This window comes from Prosthecobacter sp., assembly GCF_044222565.1.
In the GTDB taxonomy this organism is placed as follows: Bacteria; Verrucomicrobiota; Verrucomicrobiia; order Verrucomicrobiales; family Verrucomicrobiaceae; genus Prosthecobacter.
This window is the reverse complement of sequence record NZ_JBGANA010000039.1, coordinates 1-18550: the sequence shown is the minus strand read 5'-3', so window position 1 is coordinate 18550 and position 18550 is coordinate 1. Positions and strand designations below refer to the sequence as shown.

Sequence of the window (18550 nt, the reverse complement as noted above, 5' to 3'; positions counted from 1 at the left end):
AAATGGGATGGGGAAGGGAGGCACCGGAAGGCAAGTTCCGGCACTGCTTAGGCGTCAAAAACTTGGGCCAGCAGCTTCTGCGGCAGAAGTTCCAGCTCCTTGAGCTGATTTTGGATGGCTCGCCGCATGGGTTTGATCCGTGCCAGCGCCTTGGAGGCTTTCACCTGGACGTCATACTCGGGGAGTTCGAATTCTCCTTCAGCCAGCCGGTTGAAAAGCATACGCTCACGTACTGCCCCGCGCGCTAGGGACTGGATACAGCGCTCCCCCATGGGCGAACGCAACCAGTAGTAAAACCAGCGGGAATCAACCAAGCCGGGTTTGCCTTTCAAGACGACATAGTCAGGACTGGTTATTCCAGGCTCATCGTCATCATCAACGAACGCGATCGAGCCGATCAGGATACGCATGGGATTGTAAAACACCGTGCCGGCATCGACGGGCTTGTATCGTGCGGCGAGCTTGCCCGGCTGTTCGCGAGCAGGGGCGAGCCCATTGCGAGTGGCTCCAAGGACGGGAAATGTCTTCCATAATTTGCCAACGCCAGCCGTTACTTCGATCAAGACGTTGCCAATGGTTGTTGAAGTCGAGCCCTCGAATTGGTTTACCAACTTGGTTGCTAGAGCATCCAATTCAGCCAACTGGTTGCGCGTCGATTCCATGGCCTCTCGTAAACGACTAAGTCTTTGTTTGAGCTTATCAGCAACCGAGTGCTGCGTATAAATCGGAAGGTCTGGTATCTCGATGGATTTTAGTTGACCCAAACTCACATTTGGGATTGCTCCTCCAGCGGTGAAGTCGCTGATCTGCTTTTGGTATTTTGGAGATAGCAAGAGTAAGCAAACCCACATTGGATCGATTCTATCCAAGGGAAGACGGATGATTGCCACCGCTTGATTGCAATTGGCTTCGGCTGGTGATTCATAGACAGCGGCCCTCCCGAGTCTTGCGCCAGCAATTGTTACCAGCAGGTCGTTTTGAAGAATAACGGACCTTCTAAGTGACTCGTGGGTTTCTGGCTTGATATGAAGTTGGGCTGATTCTGCATTTACCGAATAGCCAGAGACCTCTTCACTCCTCAGAAATGGAATGCCGCGTGCAACAAGCCCGGAGGCATCAGGGGTCGTGCCTTTCGAGATGAAGGTTGCAATGTCCCCAAGGCATAAGGTCTTCATGCTGCAAAAAGCCTTTGTTTCGCCTCCATCATGACCTGTGCTGGCTTGCCGATCTTCATCAGCGCCTCCAAACCGCCTGCATCCTTGATCTCAGGCACTTCCCACAGCGCGGCGGTTTCCAGCGCCTGCGTGCCATCCAGCGCAAACTGGTTGCCGATGCGCTTGAGCACAGCGGCGGCCTGCTTATCCATGGCTTCAAACCAGGATTGATTGTCCTCCAGGTACACGATGTTCCGCTCCGGTCGTTTCAGGGCACGGGCGTGGTAGCCATGGTGGGCAAAGAGGTCGTAAAGGTCGTAGTCGTTCATCTTTTCGATGTCGCGCAGCACCTCGGGGTCCAGGTGCTCTCCAAGCAGGTGGTCGATGAGCTTCCTGCGCTTCTGTGATTCAATCCAGAGCTGACGGAAGTCGTCAAGCTGATGCGCCTCACTCACCACGCGCTGGATCATCTCCCGCCGGTACTCGTCGATGGGGATGCGGACGTCCTGCCCGTCACGCCTGCCCAGGATGAAGCGCCCGTCCGCAATGATCTGCGTGCGGCCTGTCATTTCTCCCACAGGCACAGGACCGCCACCACCGCCCCCGTCAGAGCCACCACCACCGCCATCATCCCCGCCACCACCGCCGGAGCGTGGCCGCGGGGGATCGGTGATGAAGTCCGTGCCGAAGAGGTCCGTCACGCCAGTGTAGTCATACAGCCAGAACTTGTACTTCTGCGTCTCCTCATGGATGCGCGTGCCGCGCCCCACCATCTGGTAGAATTTGATGGCGGACTGCAGGTAGCGGAAGAACACCACGGCATTCAGCCGCTCAATGTCCACCCCTGCCTCCAGCAGATCCACCGTGCAGGCGATGAAGGCGCGCTCTCCGGACCCGCGCATGATCTCGATCTTGTCTGCGCCGTTGTTCGGCCCGCCCATGCACTTGAAGGCGTAGTCGTCTTTGATCTCGCGCCCGTTCTTCTGGCACCAGTGCACATACAGGTTGTTCATGTGCATGGCCACCCGGTCTGCATGGATCTCGCGCGTGCAGAAGATGATGACCTTCTGCTCCGGTCCGCCGTTTTCACACAGGAGGCTGAAGAGGTCCTGGCACATGGCGGGGGTGCGCATGTCGATGAAAAGCTCATCGTCAAAGTCCTTGCCGGTGTAGCTGTCCTTGGTCAGGTCATCCGCCGTCAGCGGCACGCCGGTCTTGATGTTCACCGGATTTGCGGCGAGCACCTCCGCCTTGGTGAACACGCGGGAATCGATGGTGGCCTTGCGTTTCAGGATCTCGCATGCAGCGAGGTAGCCGTCGTGCTGCGCCTCGATGAGCGTGTATTCATACACGGGCTCGCCGAAATAGCGGTGATTGTTGGCCGTGATAGCGACATCGTCCTCCGTGATCTGGCCGGGGGAGGCTGCGGTGGCTTTTTCCGGCGGTGCCAGACCTTCCGTGGCAGGGAGTGCTTTGCGCTCCACATTCTTGCTCTCCCGGAGCTGGCGCGGCGTGGCCGTGAGGCCGATGTGGATGGCCTTCGCATTCCGCTTCAGCACCTCCGACCAGCGGCCCCAGGCAGAGCGGTGGCACTCGTCGATGATGATGACGCTGAAGGCATCCGTGCCGTAGTGCTCGGTGAGGAAGCTGGCAAAGTCGTTCTCTCCATCGTCCAGCCCCAATGTCTGATAGGTGGCCACATGCACGCGGGCGTTTTGGGCGGCGTTTTCGCCGTGCACCGTCTTCACAATGCGGGCGCTGTCGCCAAAGACGGCCTTCAGCTTAAGGTAGGCCTGCTCGCGCAGTTCATCGCGGTCACAGACAAACAGCGCTGGCTTGGGCAGCCGCCCGGCCTCATGCAGCCTCCACAGCAGATTGGCAGCGATGATCGTTTTCCCAGCCCCCGTGGCCAGGGAGAGCAGCACTCGAGGTGCCTCTCCCTTCGCTTCGCATTGCAGAATCTTTTCAAACGCAGCGCGGATGGCTGCATCCTGATAGTAGCGGCTCTCTGGATATGCGGGACTGTCCGGCTGGAAGAGCAGCGCGGAGGAGGGGGCGTCCAGCTTGATGCCGGTGTGCTCGTGGTAGCAGTCCGTCAGGCGCTTGAGGTCAGGAAAATCCGCCAGAGGGAAAGGGCCGGTTTGCAGGCCGGTGAACTTGTTGAATTTGGCGTAGAGGTGGCCGTTGGTGGAGAAGATGTATTTGGCATCAAAGCGCTCGCATTCGGCATAGCCTTTTGCCTGCTGCATGCCCTGAAGCGGGTCTTTGTCTTCGCTCTTGGCCTCCAAGATGCCCACAGGAAGGGGAGCCTTGCCATCCGGGACTTCCACACATAGCAGGTAGTCCGTGCGCCCTTGGCCGGGCCGACGCCGTCCTTTGAAGCCCACCGGCTCCACGGGAGCCTTTGTCTCAAGCTTGATGTAAGGCCGCCTGTAGCCCTTCTCCCGGAGTACGGGGTCGATCAGCTCATAGCGAGTTTCAGCTTCGTTGAGAGGCATCGTGGGTTGGGTGTAGCGGCGGTTGATTCTTAGAGAATGCGGAGGCTGCTGCTACTGAAAGTTTTTCCGGCCCTTTACTCAGTGCTCATCTGCCGAGGCTGGTGTGGAACACCGCGCTGAATGCAGAGGTGCAGAATTGACAGCTAGGAATACGCCGGTCAATGGTTCAGCATCCTTTGCAAGGCACTGAAACGCTCTAAATCCTGCCACCAGCCACTCAAAATGCCCATCCCTACCTACCAGGAAATCATGCTGCCACTGCTGCGCGTGCTCGGTGCCGCCAATGAAGAGCTGCACCAGCGCGACTGCTCCCAGCGTGTGGCCGAAGCCCTGAACCTGACCGAGGCAGAGCGCCAGGAGCGCCTGCCCAGCGGCTCGCAGACCTACATCCACAACCGCTGCGGCTGGGCAGGATGGTACATGCAGCAGGCCGGCTTGGTGGAGAAGCCCCGTCGCGCCCATCTGCGCATCACCGATGAAGGCCGCCGCGTTCTGGGTTCCAACCCTGCCACCATCGACAACGACTTCCTCGCCACCTATCCCAGCTTCCGTGAAAAAGTGATCGAGGCCCGGCCCCGCACGGCTGAGGACGACAACCTCCCCACAGCAGATCTTCACAATGCACCTGCCGTCACCGCCGCTGCCAGCACGCTTACTCCCACGGACCAGATCGAGCAGGCCCATGCCCGGCTCGATCAAACGCTCGTGACCGAGCTTCTCGACCTTATGGCGCGCATGGACGCCTACAAGTTTGAGCATCTCGTGCTCGATCTCCTCGTCGCCATGGGCTACGGCGGTTCCCGCGCCGAAGCCGCTAAAGTCACCCAGAAATCCAATGACGAAGGAATCGATGGCATCATCCACCAGGACCGCCTCGGGCTGGACGTCATCTACGTTCAGGCCAAGCGCTGGCAGTCCACCATTGGGCGGGAGCAGATCCAGAACTTCGTCGGCGCCCTCGCAGGCAAGCACGCCAGCAAAGGCGTCTTCATCACCACCAGTGACTTCAACTCCAACGCCGTCACCTACGCCCGCACCGTCCAGCACAAAATCATCCTCATCGACGGCCAGCGTCTCGCCGAGCTCATGATCGAGCACGGCATCGGCGTTTCCACCGTGCGCACCATCGCCATCAAGCGGGTGGACTCGGATTACTTTGAGGACGCGTGAGAATTGTCCCGTTGCGCCGCAAGGGCGTTGTTCGGACTCCAGTTGCGGCGCAACTGGACAACTAGGGCGGCAACTGCCCATCGTAAACGGCGGCGTATCCTCGGAATCGCAGGGGGCAGCCGCCCTCATCCAAACCCTACCACCAAATAAGCAAAGGTTTAGCGTGACTGGCCTCTGGGCTGCGTTAAAAGATCAGCCTAAGCCCACTTCGCGACCCATTTGCCCCCTCTGCCTATGAAACCCTCCTTTGAGCCACTCGTCCTTAAATCCCATCCTGATGTGGGAGATCAGCATCCGCTGGCACCGCAGTATCGCGCGGTGGAGGTGCGGCTCATGGATGCGTCAGACATCGAAGGCCAGGTCGTCTATGCCGGGCCGCAGAGCTGGCAGGTGGTGGAAGCCTTTGTGGTGCGGCCCGCGGCGTAGTGTGAAAGGGCAGGGCAGCGGAATCGAGGGAAGGGGAAAGTTTGCCGTTGTTGGCAGTGGTTTGCCGTCGTTGGCAGTGGTTTGCCGTGGTTGGCAGTGGTTTGCCGTGGTTGGCAGTGGTTTGCCATGGTTGGCGGTGGTTCCCGGAGGACGCGTAGAGGAGGGGCGGTGGATATCCGTTCCTGGTGGTTTGTGGTAGATCATTGCGGCATTTGGAATTGCCTTGATCAGCGTCTGCTCAGCGTCCTGTCGCCGGTTAAGAGCTTGGGCAGCCAAAGATAAGTGGAATGAACCAAGCGTGAATGAAGCAGCCGCAAAAAGGCGCAGAAGACGCAAAAATCAGAGGTTCTTTTTTGCGTTTGTCTTGTGTTTTTTGCGGCCCGTCGCCGGTCCTGCCATCCGTGGTTCCACCCCTCCGGAATTTCAGACCACGGATCACACGGATTAGCACGGATATCTGAATCAGACCCGCCCTCGCGCGAGCCATCCAGCATCCAGCCCCGCCTTCATCCTTCATAATTCATAATTCATCCTTCATAATTCACTCCTTCCCCTCCTCCTTCATCCGGATGAACGGCCTCAGCACCAGCAGCAGCAGCGGCGCCATCAGCACCAGGCCGCCCACGATGCTCCACATCGTCGCCGTATCTCGCGCGCCGTGCTCCGGGCAGTAGCGCTCCAGCAGCTCCGCAAACACCGCGCCCGTCGTGATCTTGCCCAAGATCAGCGGCACCGCCGAGAGCGCCGCGTAGCTCGCCTCCTGCCCCTTCGGCGCGATGGACACCGCATACTCATACACACGCGGCGAATAAAACGCCTCCCCGATCGAGAACACCACCTGCCACAGCACCACCATCAGAAACAGCGGATGCGCCGTGCCCTCCCACGCAAAATACCCCCGGATCACCGCCTGCCCCACCGGCCCGTCCGCCAGCCCCTGAAACACCGCCGGCGGCAGCGCCAGAAACACAAACGACAGCGCCGTGATAAAACCCCCGAAGATCACCATCGGATACGCCGGCATCTTCCGCGTCAGGATTCCCGCCACCGGCGCTAGGATCAAAATCAGCACACTGTTCACCGCGTTCGCACGGCCCGCCCGCGCACCGCCCTCCGCCCCCAGCTCACGCTCCAGGAAAGTCGGCAGCACCCCGTCCATGATGCTGAACACAATTTTCAGCAGCCCGATCACCGCCAAAAACATCAGCAGCCGGTGAAATCCCGGATGCTTCAGCAGCATCCCAAACAAACGCGCCGACTCCTTCACCGCCCCGCCCACCGTCATCTTCCGCGCCACCGCATTCGGCTCCTCGCCCGGCGCCTCACGTTCACGCAGCAGCAGCAGCACCGGCAGCATCACCACCTCGATCCCCGCGCTCACCGCAAACAGCACCCGCTGCACACTGTGGTCGCCCACCCACGTATGAATCGTCATCCCATTGGCAGACAGATTTTTCACCCCATCAAAGATGAAGTAAGCCGCCAGAAAGCCCAGGTTCAGCAGCGCATAGAAAACGGAGAACGCCACACTGCGCTGCTCCGCCGTGCTAAATTTCCGCGTCGCCGCCACCAGCACCGGCGTGCACAGCGCCTCCCCCACCGCCACCGGCACCAGCCCCGCCACCAGCGCCACCCACGGATTCGAAGCCGAGATCATGATCACCCGCGCCAGCACCGCCAGCGACACCCCGATCGTCAGCGTCCGCCTCAGCCCGATCGCATCCGTGATCGACCCCGCCAGCAGCGTGCAGCCAGACATCATCAGCCCAAACGCCGCATACGCATACTGCGCCGTCGCCGTGTCCATGCCGCAGTCCTTGCTCAGGTAGCTCACCATCACCACCATCAGGATCTTGTAGCACGTCACGCTCAGCAGCTTCAGGCCAAACGTCACCCACAGCCCCGCCGGCGCCCCCCGCAGGTTCGCCATCGCATACAGCCCGATCCCAAACGTCGCCCCCCCGATCACCCCGCCCGCCACCGCCCCCAGCGCCAGCTTCTTCATCGCCAGCCACCCCACCAGCACACAAAACCCCGCCAGCACCCCGCCCCGCAGGGCAGTCTGCAAAAACGAAGACGGAGCAGCAGCATCGGCATCAGCAGAAGGAGAATCAGGCATAAGAACAGCGGAACAGCTTTTATGCCACCCGGTCAAGCATCTTGGGCGGTGAAATGGCGGGGGACACCGCGAGACGGCCACAGCGCTTTCTCCTCCCGACTGCGCCAGTCTCTGGACGGAATTTCCCCATGAGGGATCACCCGATGGAAGGTTCGGGGCGCGCGATTGAGCGCAGGTTGCGAAATAAATGGCATGAAGAGGCCCTCCGCAAAACTGGCAAGTCACCGAGTTCTGCGTTCTCCGCCCCGCATTCTGACAGGTCGTGTGTGTCACTCGCGTGGCCTCTCCTCACACCTCCACGCTCGGCCCTCATGCAATAAAGCTTCTCTTAAAGGTGCTGAAGCTTCACGAAGAGGCGCTGAGGGCGGGCATATGTTATTTTTAGCGTCGTCTAAAAAAGAATGGCGGGTCACTCAAAATAAATCATTCTTATGAATATCTACCTAGACGATGCGTCCCAATCCTCGATGAAAAGAGGCGCTCCACGCCACAAGCAGGCAACTCAGAAACGCCTTGACAGCCCTTGCGGTGGCATTAATCTCGCGACCCAACAGGGCTTGATAATTTCTATAAAAAAATAACTAAGCCTTTGGATTTTGTCGTATCCTAGGCCCTTTTTGTTGTATCCTACTTCACACTATGAATCCAGAAGTTGTTATTTCCGGCGCATGGGAAGGCTTTGAAAAAGGGGTGAGCGACTGGGCCAAGGGCACCAGCCTGAGTGTCAAAAGAACCATGGGAATGGTGCTGTGCTCCAGCGACATCCCTGAAGATCTCCAGAAACTGCTGCAATGGCTCAGGGAAGTCGTCAGCAAAGGCAGGCCGGAAAACGTTGCTTCCTTTGAGTCCGCCTTGTTCCCGCCGCTGCAGGAAGGGGGCAATCCCACGCTGGTGCGGGGACGCGCCGAGGAGCGCAAGAACGAGGAAATCGCACAGTTGCCCAATATCGCGGCCACCCCGCGCAGTATTTTCCGCAGCGAATCCCGCGCCTGAACTAAAGTCTTGCGTTAGGCCTCCCACATTGCTTCGATAGCAGTGAAATGGAGCTTTATTCTCACTCAGACCCCTACAAGTGTTATTTACACCACCCCACCCCGGAAGTAGGGGAGCCTAGGTACCCTGAGGGTACTACCTTGGAAGAGTATTATGGTGCCGTTTCCCACGCAAAGGTCGTTGGGGAGATCACCCATCTGTTTGAAAGCGCCTTCCGCACCCAGGTCACCTTCGGTCAGCGCCACTTCGCCCCCAGCGCCTCCTGGCGGGATGAGTATGTCTCCACACAGTCCGGCATGGTCGAGCCCAGCCGCTTCGCTGTGCGCGTGCACGTGTTCGAAAAACATGTGCGTGACAGGACAGCCTCCAGTGAAAGCACCGGCACCGACGGCACCGCCACCAAGAGCACCCTCGAAGACCGTGCGGGCAGGTACCTCGGCTTTGTGGCCCTCCGTCCCGAAGATTCCCTCACCGCACAGGACCCAGACGATGGCTACGTCGTCGAGGCCGAGGTCGCCAGCCCCTCACAGATGCAAGGGCCGCGCTATCACCTCATCATGACCACCGCCTCCTCCGCGCGCATGGGAGTCCTCCCATTTAAAAGCGCCGTTTACATGGCGCCGCGGCGCCGCGAGCAGCGCTCCTCCACCTGCATGCACCTCGCCATCAGCCAGGCGCTCCACCTCGTGATGAGCCGCTTCGGCTGCAGGCCTATCAGTCAGCGCGAGTTTGACGCCCACGTCTGGCAGCTTCGCTGTGGCAAGCACAAAAAAGACCATCCCCTCGATCCCCATTGGCCCCTGCTCAAATACGTCGGCGAAGTGAATGGGCCTGCGGGGCAGGAAGGCGGCGCGCAGCTCCTCGAAGCCCTCAATGTCATGGAGGAATGCTCTGTGGGCGGCTTCATCGCCCATTTTACCGCTGAGGGCCGCGGAGACAAAAAAACCGCCATTGCCGATGCCTGGCGCTGCCTCACCGACGTGCTCGCCAATGGACTCCCCGTCGTTCTCATGGTCAATCACCGCCTGCTGACCGAATCCGGAGCAGACCTCCCCCACGCCCAGCTCGTCTTCGGCATGCGCCTCATGCACTGCCACACCCGGCTCAGCCCCTACCCACACTGGGAAAACCGCGAAGACCACGCCGAGCTCCCCGGAGAATTCATCGGCCATGATGTGGCCAAAGGCCCCTTCTTTCAAACCCCGGCCGATGTCCTCCTCAACGCCGCATGGGAGTCCACCAATGTCCCCACCATCGACGAAAAAGACCAGAAGCCCGGCATCAATTTCCTCGTCATCGGCCACAGCGCGCTGAAGGTGGACCTGCAAGTGGTGCGCGACTTTGCGCGGCATTACATGTTCAGCCTCGCCACCCAGCCAACCCCCGGCAGGGCCCTGCTCCTGGAGTATTACACCGAGGCTGACCTCTGCCCAGAGTGGAAGGGCAAATGGGAAAAGCACGAGACCGACTGGCGCTACGTCTCACGCTTCCTCGGGCGTGAAGAACTGCACAACCGCCCGGACATGCCCCCGCTCATCAGGGCCATCTTCCCCTCCTGTGACTGCTTCTGGGTCATCGAAGTCTGGCACCCGCAGGAAAACCACGGCATGCGCTCCAATGAAGCCCCTGCCGTCCCCCCGCCCGTGCTCATCTGGAGCAATGCCAGCTTCTGGCAGCCGCCCGGCACCACCAGCGGTGTACAGCAGAGCGGAGTCCTGCACTGGAATTTCAAAAGCGGCACCTGGGTGCCCATGCAACTCAACAGCTGACTCATGACCACCGTTTCCACCCTCCCTCAGGTCAGCCTCATCAGCTCCTGGTTCGTCCCCCCCTGGAAACAGTGGCCGGAAGACAATGACCTGCCTGCGCTCAAGCACGCCCTTGAACAGCAGATCCTCCTGCATGACCTCTACTTTCTTCACCCCGCAGACATCGCCTGGTATGCCAGAGTCGCCGGCATGCCCAGACTCCTCCGGGAATCGCCCCTTGAATTCGCCGCCGAACTCACCCGCGGACAGCTCGACAAAATCGCCGATGCCCTGACTCAGTACCTCGCAGACGGGTACAAGGGCAGGCTCATCGGCCCCCGCCCCCGCTTCACCGCTCTGGCCACCTACTGGCCCTCCATCACCACCCCGGACGCCGCTCCCAATGGCAGGGACCGCCGCACACGCTCCATCAAAGCCGTGCGCAACAGCCTCTACCTCGCCATGAAGCTCGGCTGCCATAGCGTCGAGATCGTCGGCGGCACCGCCCTCCCGGAGCCTGAAGAAAGCCCGCAAAGCCCCGAGGCCGCCATCCAGAGCCGTCGCACCACCCTCGTGCAGAGCCTCGTGGAGGTCTTTGCTGGCAATGATGCCACCGACCTGCTCGGCCCGCTCGACCAGGCCCAGAACCGGCCGAAAATCTGCATGGAGATCGAGCCTGGACTCTGCTTCCTGCTCAAAGACGTTAAAGCATTCACCGAACTCCACGCCGAGATCACCCAGCAAAATAAACAAGTCGCCGACCAGGTGTTCCTGAACATCGATGTCGCACACATGATGCTCACCGAGGGAGACTCTCGCAGCAGCGGTGCGGATGTGCAGCTCGCCCTCGTCCAGACCCAGGCCGTCAAAGACCGCATTGGGCACATGCACATCTCAGACCATACCCGCTCCCACGCCTCAGACCTCACCCCCGGCACCTACCATTTCTACACCGACTTCGCCCCCTGGCTGAAGCTCGCCATCGAGCTCACCCAACTGCGCACCGAGCACCGCCCCCAGTTCTCAAACGTCATCGCCGTAGAGATGGAAGCCTGCGCAGACATCCACGAAGCCGCCCGCGCCATCGGCAGACTGCGCCGCTGGATTCAGCATGCCTCCATGCCAGACTCTGCGTCAGGTGCCGCGCCCAGCCCTCCATCGGAGCCCACCCCAGGACCCACGCAGCCGTCGCAGCAGCATGAAGCGCAGCTTTCAAAAGGAGCCATCATTGTCTTCGACATCGCCAACTCCACCGAATGCCTCACCTCATCGCACAAAGAACTCCAAAAAGGAGCCAAACGGCTGGAGCGCCTCGTCAGCAAAATGTGCCATGTCATTCACGCCGGCAAAGGCTCCGCCTGGTCTTTCACCGGAGACGGCCTCATCGCCCACTTTGACATCGAGCACTTCTTGCACGATGCCAGCGCCACTGCCGACTCCGCCTTCAGCACCTGCCAGGCGCTCACCCAGGCGGCTAAACAATTCATTCAGGAAGAAAACCAGGGAGATCTCAATCTGAATGCCCTCTCCATGCGTGTCGGCATGCACTGGGGCGAAATCTTTGTGCCCACCGGCGGCCCCTTGCGCTTTGAAGCCTTCGGCAGAGACGTCGTCGTCGGCTGCCGCACCTGTGACTTCGTCAAAAACCTTGAGAAAGCCGTCCCCCATGCCAAGCGCACCGGCCTCTCACTCGGAGCCATGACGCAGGAGTTTTACGAAGTGCTCACCCCCGGCACAGAAGGTATTGATCTCTACGGCCCACACCCCTTGAAAGGCGTGGGCACATATACCCTCCACACCCGCAAATTTTAACGGTGCGTGCGATGATCCGTGATCCTGCAACCGCCGGGGTGAGCAAGCCCGAGTGATCCCTCTTGCGCTGCCCCATTGACGATCTTCGCTCTGTGGACTGCGAAGGCCAGGGCACCGTCCCCATTTCCGTCCCGCATGGCGCTCTGGCCTGCTTCCCCCCCGCCCCACCCCTCCCGAACCCATGCTTTCATGCATGGACGCTTCCTCATTGCACGTTCCCACCCGCGCACTCTCTTCTCCTAAAAGAAAATGTCTCCTGAAACCAAAAAACTCTTCACCGAAGAGTATGATCGTCGCTGGTGGGTTTTTCTCCTCCTCTCCTTCCTCCTCATCGCGCTCTTCGCCCTTGCCGCGTGCAGTTTCATCCGCGGCATGGTGATTGAACGCATCTCGCAGAAGGCCCTGCTGCTCGCCAGCGTCGCCGCCACCTCGGTGTCTGCGGAGGATCACGTCAAAGCCTACAAAAGCCGCAGCGCAGCCAGCGCCGAATACCTCGCCATCATGGAGGTCCTGCAGAAGATCAAAGAACGCGCCATCGAGGCCGAGATGGCGCCGGACTACATCTACACTCTCGCCGCTCATGAGGACGACGCCACCCTCGCCGTCTTCGTCGTCGATACCGAGCACTCCGCCAAAAACCGCTCCCAGATCGGCGAAGTGATGAAGTCCCTCCATCGCGGCCAGGAGCAGCTCATCGACATCCACAAGCCCGAAGTCGAGCCACCCTTCGTCGAAGACCAGTACGGCAGCTGGCTCAGCGCCCACGCCCCCATCAAAGCCGCGGATGGCAGCATCGCCGGCGCCGTCGGGCTGGACATCGATGCCCGCAAAGTGGAGGACGCCATTTTCACCTCGCAAAAAACCACCGCCCTCGGCTGCCTCGGCCTCTGGGGCCTCATCGCCCTTCTCTACCGCTTCGAGCTCAACAAACTTGCCGGCCCCTACAAGAAGCTCGAAAACAATCTCCGCCTCGGCATCGCCCTCGCCGGATACATCGGCACCAAAGGCTACCTGCAGGCCCTGAAGGACGGCAAAGTCATCGCCCGCAAGCGCCGCATCTCCGTCATGTTTGTAGACATCCGCGGCTTCACCGCCCTCTCAGACAATCTCGAGCCCGCGCAGGCCATGAACCTCGTCAATCAGTTCCTCCAGATCATGGTCCCCATCGTCCACAGCAACCACGGCTTCATCGACAAATACATCGGCGACGGCTTCATGGCCTCCTGGGGCACGCTCGAAGACGACGAGCACCACGCCGAGCACGCCGTCGGCACCGCGCTCGCCATCCTCGAAGCCCTCCCCCTCGTGCGTCAGACCGAAGCCTGGAAAAGCTTCAAGGCCGTGGAAATCGGCATCGGCATCGACACCGGCTTCGTCGCCCTCGGAAACATCGGCACAGACACCCACTTCGAGTTCACCGCCATCGGCGACATCGTCAACACCGCCTCCCGCCTCGAATCCCTCACCAAGCAGGAAAACTGTTCCGTCCTCGTCAGCGAAAACGTCAATGCCGACGCCCGCACCACCTTCGACTTCGAATGCATCGGCGAACGCGAAGTCCGCGGCCGCGCCTACAAAATCAAAATCTACCGCCCCACCGGCCGCAAGCCCTCGGCGAGAGCTTTGGAGGCTTGAAGGCGTGGTCTCCCACCCACGTCCATCCTCGCTTCCTTCGCGCCACTTCCCACCCGGGCAGCACTGCTCCAGCCGCCCTCAATAAAACTCCAGCTCGTCGGCATACTGAATGAGCACCAGCTTGTCACCCCGCAGTGCAATCCACAGGTAGGGGCCCTTTTCGCAGTCGATCTTCTGCTCCAGAATGACGGGACTTTCGCCACGGGCAGAGTAGTCGTCCGAGTCGTCCGCTCTGATCCGCAGGGTGAAATGGCGGGCGTGAATACGCAGCGGAATGGTGGCGGCGTATTGGATGGCATCATTGCTGGAGACACGGCCTGTGAAAATGAGAGCATCATCTGCCTCGATGGTCACCGTGTGGCCATGAAACCGGTCCGCGAGGTACACTGTGGCCCGCTCCGCAGCCGCCATTGGCTCCTGCCTGCAGACGCTGAAGCCCAGCCACGCGATCAGCGCGGCAGCGATGCTGAGGCCCAGCGCCCTCATGCAGCCCCCTCCGTTTGCAGTGGCAGCGTGTGCGGGAAATGCCGCAGCACCCAGGCGAAAAACTCCACCGCAGACGCAGCCCCGATCTCCACCTCCCCCTGCAACGTCGGCTCATAAACCCTCAGCCCCGCACCGCTGCGCAGACGTGCGGCCAGCACCTCCAGCTTTCCCCTGGCCCAGCCCACGCTCGATGCCGCATCGTAGCCATGCGCATTGTGAAGATCAAAGAACAGCTCCCGGTCCACCACGCCCGTTTTCAAAAGCTGCTCATCCTGCTGCCTGTTTAATTCGCGCGCGTCCATGGTGCCCGGACAGTTAATCGACCCCGCACCCAAAGGTCAAGCCCATAGCCTGCACGGCCCATCTCAGCGGCGATGCAGATGCTCTGCTCTGCTTATTGAGACTTGCGCAATAGACTGACACCTCTGCCTTGAAGGCCAAGGGCCTTCCGTATCATAGCGAAGGGTTGCCGAGCCTCGGCGAGGCTACCCTGGTACGTGGTGCATCCTTCAGGAAAGCAAACCCAGCGCTTCTTTACACACCGCGCCCTCCAGCAGCGTCTGCCTCGCCATTCCGCCACGCAGTCGCTGCCTCCCCGCATCATCCCCCTCAAGCGAATTCCGATCGTGTCAGCTTATTGCGCAAGCCTCAATAGGAAGCCCAATCGCTGCCACCTTCACCCTCACGCCTCAAACCCATGCTTCACCAGCTCCTCAAAATCCCTCGGCAGCAGCGTGTCGGCGATCAGTTCGAGGAAGTCTCCCACGCAAGATCAAAACTTCAGCATGAGCTTGTACTTTGCGAAGCCTGCGCTCACCAAGATGCCGAAGGCCCGCCACATCAGCGGCTCCGCCCCTGCTAGCCGGTTCGTGGCCTCGGGCCGTGCAAAGGCGGTTGTAGAGCCAGATGTCTGGTCCACACTTTGCGGTGCATGCGCCAAATGCCAGTCTCTCTCCCCAAACCCCACCCCGCTCCCTCATCACCACCCCTGCGGCCTCATTCCGCCTCAGCAGCCAGTACACTCCTCACCCTCTCCCCCATCTCCTCCTCCGCCACCCCCATCTTCCGCAACAGGTCGATATAGTTGCCACCGACCCTTTGCGAGTTCGGATGCTCCACCCCCAGGCTGCGCACGAAGATGCCAAAAGCCCGCCGCATCAGCGGCTCCGCCTCCGCCAGCCGGTTCGTGGCCTTGAGCAACTGCGCGAGGTTGTTGAGGCGGATGGCAACATTGGGATGTTCCGGGCCAAAGCTGGCCTCATCGATCTGCAAGGCCCGCCGCATCAGCGGCTCCGCCTCCGCCAGCCGGTTCGTGTCCTGGAGCAACTGCGCGAGGTTGTTGAGGTCAATGGCAACTTTGGGATGTTCCGGGCCAAGGCTGGCCTCATCGATCTGCAAGGCGCGGCGCATCAACGGCTCCGCCTCCTTCAGCCGGTTCGTGGCATAGAGTAAAGAGGCGAGGTTGTTGAGCGCCGCCGAATAATTAGCCAACGGTTCCCCCCCCTTGTGTTCCAGAATTTTGACGACGCGAATAAGCAGTATTTCCGCCTCAACCAGCCGATTCGTGGCCTGGAGCAACTGTGCGAGGTTGTTGAGCTGAATGGCAACGTGGGGGTGGTTCAGGCCTTTGCTGGTCTCCTCAATCTTCAGGCCCCGCCGCATCAGCGGCTCCGCCTCCACCAGCCTGTTCGTGGCCTGGAGCAACTGCGCGAGGTTGTTGAGGTCAATGGCAACATTGGGATGCTCCGAGCCAAAGCTGGCCTCATCGATCTGCAAGGCCCGGCGCATCAGCGGCTCCGCCTCCGCCAGCCGGTTAGTGGCCTTGAGCAACGACGCGAGGTTGTTGAGGTCGCGGGCGACATCGGGATGCTCCTTGCCAATGCTGGCCTCATCGATCTGCAAGGCCCGGCGCATCAGCGGCTCCGCCTCCGCCAGCCGGTTCGTGGCCTGGAGCAACGCCGCGAGGTTGTTGAGGCGGGCGGCGACCGTGGGATGCTCCTTGCCAAAGCTGGATTCTTCGATTTTCAGAGCACGGCGGGAGTGTTTTTCGGCTTCGGCATGAAGCCCCTTGGCGTCAAACAGACAGTCCAATTGTCCCAGCAGCCACGTCAGCCTCTGCGGCGGAGGCTCATCCCGTGCATGCTGGCACAGCGCCAGCGCATGCGGCTGCAGCGGAGTCCATTGGTTCCAACTGCGCACGTCCAATGGATTACCGGGATCGCACGCATGAATCAGCCCAATCCCCGCCTCAATCGCCTTCCCCCGCTCCTCCTCACTCGCGCTCAGCCGCGTGACCTCCTGCACCAGCCGATGCAGCTTGAAGCGCGGCGGCTCATCGTAGCGCGTCAGCAGGCTGATTTTCTCGGCTTCGGCGAGGGCTTTGAAGGCATTGCGGTGAATCTTTTTCTCCACGTCATCCGCCTCCGGCCCATCCTCCAACAAAAACTCCGGAATGGATTCCGGCGCGAAGTGGGAGAAGACCAGCAGCCAGAATTTCGCCTCCTCATCCAGCCGCTCAAAACTCGCCTTCCACGTGATCAGCACCGGCTTGGGCGCGAGCTTGTCAGAGCGCTCGTAGGGGATGCGCAAGCCATCAAACCACTCCAGCAGCGTCGCCGCCTCCGCCTGGTAGGTAGCGTGATATTGTGCCAGAGTCAGGCGCTGTTCATTGATGTAGCCGGCGGCCTGTTGCAGCGCCAGCGGCAGCCCCTCCAGCAGGCCCGCGAGCGTGCCCGCCTGCGCCGCATCATCACCCGCTTTGCGGCGGCGCTTCTCAGTGAGCCGCAGCAGCAGCTCCGCCGCATCCGCCTCACGCAGTTCCGCGAGATCCAGCGGGTCCACCTGACCCGAAAAACTCTTCAAGCGCGAGGTGATCAGCACATGCCCGCGGGTCATCTGGTCAAAATACCCCGTCAGCGCCTGGGCCGACGCCTCATCATCCACATTGTCCACAATGAGCAGCCAGTCGCGATGCGTGCCCAGCCAGTGCAGCGCCGTGCTCACGCGCAGCGCCTCATCCGGCGGCAGATCGCCCTTCGCATTCAGCCCCAGCACCTCGCAGAGATTCGCCAGGCCCGCATTCAGCCGCTGCGGCGAATCCCCGCCCACAAACAGCAGCGCCGAGTAGTCCGCGCGATGCCGGTGCGCATACTCCACCGCCGCATGCGTCTTCCCCAGCCCCCCCAGCCCCTCGATTCCCGTCGCCGCCCGCTGCTGCGTGATCGCCGTCGCATGCGTCTGCTTCATCAGCGACTCCCGCAACTCCTTCAAAAACTCCTCCCGCCCCAGAAACAACTGCCCAATATACCCCCCTGGCAGATTGGAAGGAATCGGCGCAGACCGCAAAACCGGGGCAGGGGAGCCGCCCGCCTCCGCCTTCGTGTAATGATTCTTCGCCAAGCCCTCATTCAGCGCCAGCCGTTCCAGGATCAGCTTCGCAAACTCCTCCGGCGTTCTGTCATCCAGCTCGATGAAGCCCGCACCACTGAAGAGCCCATCCACCTCAGCACGCTCAAAGCGGCTCAGCAGCACCTCCTCGCGACGGCGTTGCTTGAGCAGATCATGAATCGCCAGCCACTCCAGCCCCGTCCAATCCTTCACATCGTATTGCGGGCAAACGACCACGACCACCAGATCCGCCTCCTTGTTGTACAACTTCGGCAAATAGATGCTCAGGTCATTCCTCGCAAACTCCGCCTCATGATACTTGTCGTAAAGGATCGCTGCTTCACCAAACCTCCCCGCCAGCACCTCCGCCACCTCCTTCACAAACTCCCGCTTCTCTCCAGCAAAAGAAAACGCGATGCGAAAACGTTTGAGACTCATGGGCAGAGGAAATGGGGAGTCATCATCTAAGCAAGGTGCCGATTTTTCGCCATACAATTCCCGCCCAACGATGCCGATTTCCGATCAGGCACCTTTCGCGCCTGCCCACCCCACCCCACACGGCTCCATCGACCTCGAACCTCGCACCGAGAACCGAGAACCGAGAACTACCACCTCCTGCTACCCAACGTCTTTCCTCTCGGCCTCTCGTTCACATTCACCCTCGCCCCCGCCAACGTTCCAGCCGCTAGGTAGCGCCGGTGCACCGCAGCTGGATCAGGCAAAGCGCCGGTGATACCTGCCAGAGTCAAAACCGGCCCTTCACCGACGCTTTAAGTTATCGCATTAGGCATGGTCCATGAGTGGCTGAGGCGGCCGCAAAAAGACACAAGAAGACGCAAAAGCGGGGAGTGCTTTTTGCGTTTGTTTGTGTTTCTTGCGGCCAATCGACTCATGGCCATCGACTCCCCCTCGCGCTCATCACAAACCGCTACTACCATGAGAAAAAAGCGCGCCCTGCAGCTGCTCACAGGCCTCATCCTGCTCCTGCTCCTGCTCTCCATCTCCGCTCTCTGGCTGCGCACTCGCTGGCACCACTACCAGTTCATGGTAGAAAGCGGCATCGTGGACCGCTGGTCCCACGCAGACCAGGCCTGGTTTTGGCGCAGCCCGGAGAAAATCTAT

Annotated in this window: 13 protein-coding genes; 7 read left to right on the top strand and 6 right to left on the bottom strand. The window is 60.6% G+C overall.

All coding sequences use genetic code 11. From position 1 onward, the window contains the following. Positions 1-47: 47 nt before the first annotated feature. Positions 48-1175: a restriction endonuclease subunit S gene (locus ACILSR_RS31410; RefSeq protein ID WP_395753781.1), complete on the bottom strand. Its 1128-nt coding sequence runs from the start codon at positions 1173-1175 to the stop codon at positions 48-50. Beyond that, positions 1172-3652: a DEAD/DEAH box helicase family protein gene (locus ACILSR_RS31405; protein WP_395753780.1), complete on the bottom strand. Its 2481-nt coding sequence runs from the start codon at positions 3650-3652 to the stop codon at positions 1172-1174. Before ACILSR_RS31405 ends, ACILSR_RS31410 begins: the two co-directional genes overlap by 4 nt. Before the next feature lie 222 nt (positions 3653-3874). On the opposite strand from ACILSR_RS31405, the gene ACILSR_RS31400 reads away from it, so the two are divergent. Both ACILSR_RS31400 and ACILSR_RS31395 read left to right on the top strand, forming a co-directional pair. Next, positions 3875-4822, top strand: coding sequence for a restriction endonuclease (locus ACILSR_RS31400; RefSeq protein WP_395753779.1), 948 nt, complete (start codon positions 3875-3877; stop codon positions 4820-4822). Between the two features lie 234 nt (positions 4823-5056). Continuing rightward, positions 5057-5248 carry a hypothetical protein gene (locus tag ACILSR_RS31395; RefSeq protein ID WP_395753778.1) on the top strand — a complete coding sequence of 64 codons (192 nt, stop codon included), beginning with the start codon at positions 5057-5059 and terminating at the stop codon, positions 5246-5248. 541 nt (positions 5249-5789) lie between these two features. On the opposite strand, the gene ACILSR_RS31390 is transcribed toward ACILSR_RS31395, so the two are convergent. Next, a complete protein-coding gene (locus ACILSR_RS31390; RefSeq protein WP_395753777.1) occupies positions 5790-7367 on the bottom strand; it encodes an MFS transporter in 1578 nt (525 codons plus the stop codon). Between the two features lie 639 nt (positions 7368-8006). Between ACILSR_RS31390 and ACILSR_RS31385 the strand changes: the two genes are divergently transcribed. The 4 genes from ACILSR_RS31385 (at position 8007) to ACILSR_RS31370 (ending at position 13555) form a co-directional block, all read left to right on the top strand. After that, entirely contained in the window at positions 8007-8360 is a 354-nt protein-coding gene (locus tag ACILSR_RS31385; RefSeq protein WP_395753776.1) for a hypothetical protein, read from the top strand. 140 nt (positions 8361-8500) lie between these two features. After that, on the top strand, positions 8501-10129 hold the full coding sequence (locus ACILSR_RS31380) for a hypothetical protein (RefSeq protein ID WP_395753775.1): 1629 nt from the start codon (positions 8501-8503) through the stop codon (positions 10127-10129). 3 nt (positions 10130-10132) lie between these two features. Next, positions 10133-11920, top strand: coding sequence for a TIM barrel protein (locus ACILSR_RS31375; protein WP_395753774.1), 1788 nt, complete (start codon positions 10133-10135; stop codon positions 11918-11920). A 249-nt stretch (positions 11921-12169) separates the two neighbouring features. Further along, positions 12170-13555, top strand: a complete 1386-nt coding sequence (locus ACILSR_RS31370; RefSeq protein WP_395753773.1) for an adenylate/guanylate cyclase domain-containing protein — start codon at positions 12170-12172, stop codon at positions 13553-13555. Between the two features lie 78 nt (positions 13556-13633). On the opposite strand, the gene ACILSR_RS31365 is transcribed toward ACILSR_RS31370, so the two are convergent. The 3 genes from ACILSR_RS31365 to fxsT all read right to left on the bottom strand — a co-directional run bounded on the left by ACILSR_RS31365 (position 13634) and on the right by fxsT (position 17866). Beyond that, positions 13634-14041, bottom strand: a complete 408-nt coding sequence (locus tag ACILSR_RS31365) for a hypothetical protein (RefSeq protein ID WP_395753772.1) — start codon at positions 14039-14041, stop codon at positions 13634-13636. Beyond that, on the bottom strand, positions 14038-14343 hold the full coding sequence (locus ACILSR_RS31360; RefSeq protein WP_395753771.1) for a hypothetical protein: 306 nt from the start codon (positions 14341-14343) through the stop codon (positions 14038-14040). The genes ACILSR_RS31365 and ACILSR_RS31360 overlap by 4 nt, the downstream gene beginning before the upstream one ends. A 694-nt stretch (positions 14344-15037) precedes the next feature. After that, a complete protein-coding gene (fxsT, locus tag ACILSR_RS31355; protein ID WP_395753770.1) occupies positions 15038-17866 on the bottom strand; it encodes an FxSxx-COOH system tetratricopeptide repeat protein in 2829 nt (942 codons plus the stop codon). Between the two features lie 498 nt (positions 17867-18364). Between fxsT and ACILSR_RS31350 the strand changes: the two genes are divergently transcribed. Then, on the top strand, positions 18365-18550 hold a 186-nt coding region (locus tag ACILSR_RS31350), incomplete at its 3' end, for a hypothetical protein (RefSeq protein WP_395753769.1).